At 60.9% G+C, this 2,158-nt stretch carries 3 protein-coding genes and 1 pseudogene; all 4 read left to right on the forward strand.

All coding sequences use genetic code 11. The annotated features are described in order from the left end of the window. Positions 1-515 (forward strand): sugar ABC transporter permease (locus EN879_RS33045; protein ID WP_164774732.1); only part of this gene is annotated, 515 nt, incomplete at its 5' end. A gap of 1 nt (position 516) precedes the next feature. Continuing rightward, entirely contained in the window at positions 517-1,431 is a 915-nt protein-coding gene (locus tag EN879_RS33050) for a carbohydrate ABC transporter permease (protein WP_063167946.1), read from the forward strand. Continuing rightward, a complete protein-coding gene (locus EN879_RS33055; protein WP_024503495.1) occupies positions 1,428-1,721 on the forward strand; it encodes a DUF2160 domain-containing protein in 294 nt (97 codons plus the stop codon). The genes EN879_RS33050 and EN879_RS33055 overlap by 4 nt, the downstream gene beginning before the upstream one ends. A gap of 79 nt (positions 1,722-1,800) precedes the next feature. Then, positions 1,801-2,158 (forward strand): annotated as a pseudogene (locus tag EN879_RS33060) (carbohydrate ABC transporter substrate-binding protein); the annotation flags it as partial.

The following is a 2,158-nucleotide window of genomic DNA, read 5'->3' on the forward strand; positions in this document are numbered from 1 at the left end:
CCATCGGGCAGGTCTTCGGCCGCAACGACATCGGTCTGCTCGGCTACTACGTCAACGCGCTCGGCATCGACTACAACTATGTGCAGGACCCGTTCGATGCCTGGGTCACCGTCATCATCATGGATGTCTGGCACTGGACCAGCCTCGTCGTGCTGCTCTGCTATGCCGGCCTGGTCTCCATTCCGGATGCCTTCTATCAGGCGGCCAAGATCGATGGCGCCTCGCGCTGGGCGGTGTTCCGCTACATCCAGCTGCCGAAGATGAACAGGGTGCTGCTGATCGCCGTGCTGCTTCGCTTCATGGACAGCTTCATGATCTATACCGAACCCTTCGTGGTGACGGGAGGCGGTCCCGGCAACTCGACGACATTCCTGTCGATCGACCTCGTCAAGACCGCGCTCGGCCAGTTCGACCTCGGTCCGGCCGCAGCCATGTCGCTGGTCTACTTCCTCATCGTCCTTCTGCTGTCATGGGTCTTCTACACCGTGATGACCAACTACGACGCGGAGCGCTGAGATGACCGGCGCCAACGAAAGAGCCGATAGAGTGAGCGAGACCACAGCAGCGGGCAAACTGGCGAGCACACTCTCGCAGGATCAGGTCGCCCGGCTGATGCGCAAACGCGGCGAGGAATCGCGCTGGTGGTGGATCGTGCCGACGGTCTACATCGTCGTGCTTTTGCTGCCGATCTACTGGCTCATTAATATGAGCTTCAAGACCAATGCCGAGATCGTCTCCTCGCTGACGCTCTATCCGCACCAGCCGACGCTCGCCAACTACGTCACCATCTTCACCGACGCCTCCTGGTACTCGGGCTACATCAACTCGATCACCTATGTGGTGATGAATATGGTGATTTCGGTGGCTGCCGCGCTGCCGGCAGCCTACGCCTTCTCGCGCTACCGCTTCCTCGGCGACAAGCACCTGTTCTTCTGGCTGCTGACCAACCGCATGGCGCCGCCGGCGGTGTTCGCGCTGCCGTTCTTCCAGCTCTATTCGGCCTTCGGCCTGATCGACACGCACATTGCGGTGGCGCTGGCGCACTGCCTGTTCAACGTGCCGCTGGCGGTGTGGATCCTCGAAGGCTTCATGTCGGGTGTGCCGAAGGAAATCGACGAAACCGCCTATATCGACGGCTATTCGTTCCCGCGCTTCTTCGTCAGGATCTTCATGCCCCTGATCGCCAGCGGCATTGGCGTGGCCTGCTTCTTCTGCTTCATGTTCTCCTGGGTGGAACTGTTGATTGCCCGCACGCTGACCACCACCGACGCCAAGCCGATCGCCGCCACCATGACCCGCACGGTTTCGGCCGCTGGCATGGACTGGGGCCTGCTCGCCGCCGCCGGCGTGCTGACGTTGATCCCCGGCGCGCTCGTCATCTGGTTTGTGCGCAATTATATCGCCAAGGGCTTCGCCCTGGGGAGGGTTTGACGATGAATTTCGACCTCACCTGGATGGCGTGGACGTGGCCGACGGCGGCCTTTTTCGGGACCATCCTTCTGCTGCTGTGCGGCATGGCGGCTTGGGAATACGCTTCGCCGGGCGGCAATCCGCGCGTCGGCGTGCTGCGCTTCGAGACAACGCGCGGCGACCGTCTTTTCCTGTCGCTGCTTGGCAGCGCCTTTATCCATCTCGCTTGGTTGGGTCTTGTCGGATCCAACCTGTGGTGGGCTCTCGCTCTCTCCGTGGTCTACGCCATTGGCGTGTTCCGCTACGTATAGAGGGGGAAACTGTTGGAGCGACCGCGTGCCGGCGGCCGCTCCAGATCGCACTTGAACCTTAAAACTGTGGAGGAAACACATGCGAAGGCAATTTTTAACATCAACGACGGCCCTTGTCCTGTTGCTGGGCGTGGGCAATGCCTATGCCGGGATGGACGAGGCAAAGGCTTTCCTGGACAAGGAAATCGGCCCGCTCTCGACGCTCGACCGCGCTGGCCAGGAAGCCGAAATGCAGTGGTTCATCGATGCCGCGAAGCCTTTCGCCGGCATGGACATCAAGGTGGTCTCCGAGACCATCGATACGCATAGCTATGAGTCCAAGGTTCTGGCGCCCGCTTTCACCGCGATCACCGGCATCAAGATCACCCACGACCTGATCGGCGAAGGCGATGTCGTCGAAAAGCTGCAGACGCAGATGCAGTCGGGCGAGAATATCT

Origin of the sequence: Mesorhizobium sp. M7A.F.Ca.AU.002.02.1.1 (assembly GCF_003998535.1) — a bacterium.
In the GTDB taxonomy this organism is placed as follows: Bacteria; Pseudomonadota; Alphaproteobacteria; order Rhizobiales; family Rhizobiaceae; genus Mesorhizobium; species Mesorhizobium ciceri.

Excerpts from the sequence above, each read along its gene's own strand:
- EN879_RS33050 (WP_063167946.1), top strand. The coding sequence starts at position 517 with ATGACCGGCGCCAACGAAAGAGCCGATAGAGTGAGCGAGACCACAGCA.